Raw genomic sequence first — 3,009 nt, 5'->3', positions numbered from 1 at the left:
CCTTCTCAATGGTTAGTACGCATTGGTGGACGTTTGACAAAAACCATTTCCACTGAAAACAACCGTCCGATGTCTTTTTATGGAAAAGTAAACTTGATCAAAACCTTTGGTGATAATGGTACCATCCAGATTGGCAGAGATTTTGACCTTGATCCTATGGGACCTGCAATTGAAGGCGGCGTTGGCATCAATGCGCAACTGTCTCACAATTTCTCCCTTCATGGTGATGTAAGTTATCAACAAAAGCTTCAGAAAACTGGTATCTCTGGAGCTAGTTTTTCAGGCGGCATACGCTATCAGTTTTAAATCAAGGCTGTAAAAATAGCCTATTCATTCTATTCAATTTAATAAAAAGGCAGCACGATATGCTGCCTTTTTATCTCTCCCCTATTCTTTTCTACCAATACACACCGCCAACATTTTTCTTTAAGAAAATTAGTTAAAAAACTCAAGACAATAAAATATCGCGCTTTTAACTAGTAAAAATATCCCTTGAAAAAAACTAAAAGTCGATTGAAAAATCAATGAGCGCTATTTTATCGTAACCGTGTTAAAGAAAAACATGAAAGCTATGGTATCATCTTTGGTTTCATGATGTTGGAAGAGATCCCTATCAGGCTCAAGTATACAGTTTTTTGAAATTTTCTTGCCTATTTCTTTTCTTTAAGCATAAGCAACAAGTTTTATGCAAACATAACACATATCTTGAATAGAAAAACTTATAATACTTACATAATATTAACATAATGTATTCATTTAATACTAAATGAATTTAAATATAATACATTATATGCTAAATGTATAAGTTAATTTATACTTTACACAAAAATAAAAATATCCTATTCACGTTCCATCTCTAAAATATCCATCCATTTGATATCCTTCTTATAAGCGGGGGAAGAGTGTGTGGCTCTTATAAGTTAGGAAAATCTTGATGTGTAAAAAATCCCTTTTATGCTGCACAGCTGTCATAGCTGTCATGCTATTCAACACCCATATCAATGTATATGCTGAAACTCTTGAAGTTTCCGGCGAGAAAAAAGAAGTATCTAACACAACGTATGAGATTATTCATGCAAAAGACAACGGGGAAATTACCGGCACACATTTAACTGTGGTTGGGAATAAAGACACGGATATTTATGCTGTAACAGCTGACGGTCTTGGCAGTGCGATTACATTACTGCAAGACACAGCCATTAAAGGAACTGATTTTGACATTCGTCTTGGTCTTAATGCAAAAGATGGTGCTACAATCAAAATGACTGGAGGCATTATTACGGTTTCTGAAATTGGCGCTTTCTTCGAAAACAGTATGAATGATAAAAATAAGCTGGAAGGTGTAACAATATCAAGCGGTAAAGATGGCCACTTCATGGACAAGGGAATAAATGCCGACAACAAAAGCAAAGTTACTTTAGAAAACGTAACAGTTACGCAAGCAAACACCAGTATATTTGCAAATGATCATTCTGAAGTAACGATTTTAGGAGGAGAATTTGATGGAGAACTCAAAGGAATATCTGCTACAGAAGGCAGCGCTATTACTTTAACCTATAGTGAATTAGCCGATAATAAAAAAGGCAGTGTTCAAGTTACATCATCTCATGGTGACGGACTCTATGCAAATGGTGCACAATCCACAATCACAATGATAGGAGGATCAGTCACTGGAGAAAATACAGCATTACTTGCAGAAAATGGCGGACATATTGACGTCACAGATGTTACTTTAAAAAAAGATGGCACCGGAATCGGTGCAATAGCTAATGATGTTGACAGCACAATTGAACTACACGGAAATACGGTAATTAATGACGCTGTAATTGGGCTTTATGCAACAAACGGTAGCACAATCACAATGACTGGAGGAACCATTACGGCTTTTGAAACTGGTGCGTTCTTCAATGAGAGTAAAAGCGATAAAAACAAATTAGAAAATGTAACCATTACTTATGCAAATACCAGCATAAGTGATCAAGACAAGCTAGAAAGTGTGAAAACATCGGACAATGAATTAGACCCTGGATGGGAAAGTGAATTAGAAAATGAAAAAGAAGAGTTTTTATACACAGGAATAACGGCCTTTGCCGGAAGTCATCTCACTTTAGAAAATGTAACCATTACGCAAGCAGACACCAGCATATCGGCAGAAGATGGTTCACAAGTAACGATATTAGGAGGAGCATTTGATGGAGAACACACAGGGCTATACGTAATGAACGGCAGCTTCATTACTTTAGCCAATAGTAAAGAAGGCAGCGTTCAAGTTACATCATCTGATGGTGATGGACTCTATGCAGACGGTTTATTCTCTACAATCATAATGATGGGAGGAACAGTGACTGCGGGAAATAGAGCATTATTTGCACAAAAAGGTGGATATATTAAGGTCACAGATGTTGCTCTAACAACGATGGACGGAAACGGATACGGGGCAGCTTCCACCGATCCTTACAGCTTTATTGAATTGGATGGAGAGACAACGATTACTAATGCTATAAATGGACTTGATGCGGAAAACAGTGGTGTCATCATAATGACGGGAGGAGCTGTAACTGCAAAAAGCGCAGCATTGTTTACCATGAACGGTGGATATATTAAGATCACAGATGTTGCTCTAACAACGATGGACGGAAACGGATACGGTGCAGCTTCCACCGATCCTGAAAGCTTAATTGAATTGCATGGCAAAACAACAATTAATAATGCTTTCATCGGACTTAATGCAGAAAATAGTGGTGCAATCACAATGACGGGAGGAACTGTAACCGCTGCAAACATGGCATTGCTTGCAAAAAGCGGTGGGCATATTAAGATTACAGATGTTGCTCTAACAACAATAAATGGTAACTATGGCGCAGCGACCACCGATCCTGATAGCTTGATCGAATTGTATGGAAAAACAACAATTAATAATGCTTTCATCGGGCTTAATGCAGAAAATAGTGGTGCAATCACAATGACGGGAGGAACTGTAACCGCTGCAAACATGGCATTGCTTGCAAA

At 37.8% G+C, this 3,009-nt stretch carries 2 protein-coding genes; both read left to right on the top strand.

Annotated features, from left to right (window positions below):
- A partial coding sequence (locus ACFINX_RS09240) for an autotransporter outer membrane beta-barrel domain-containing protein (RefSeq protein ID WP_375668720.1) occupies positions 1–306 on the top strand: 306 nt, incomplete at its 5' end.
- Positions 307–1,114: 808 nt separating this feature from the next.
- The coding region (locus ACFINX_RS09235; protein ID WP_375668719.1) for a right-handed parallel beta-helix repeat-containing protein at positions 1,115–3,009 on the top strand (1,895 nt) is incomplete at its 3' end.

Origin of the sequence: Bartonella sp. AP36NXGY (genome assembly GCF_042195865.1) — a bacterium.
Taxonomy (GTDB): Bacteria; Pseudomonadota; Alphaproteobacteria; order Rhizobiales; family Rhizobiaceae; genus Bartonella.
This window is presented reverse-complemented; position numbering and strand designations above follow the sequence as displayed.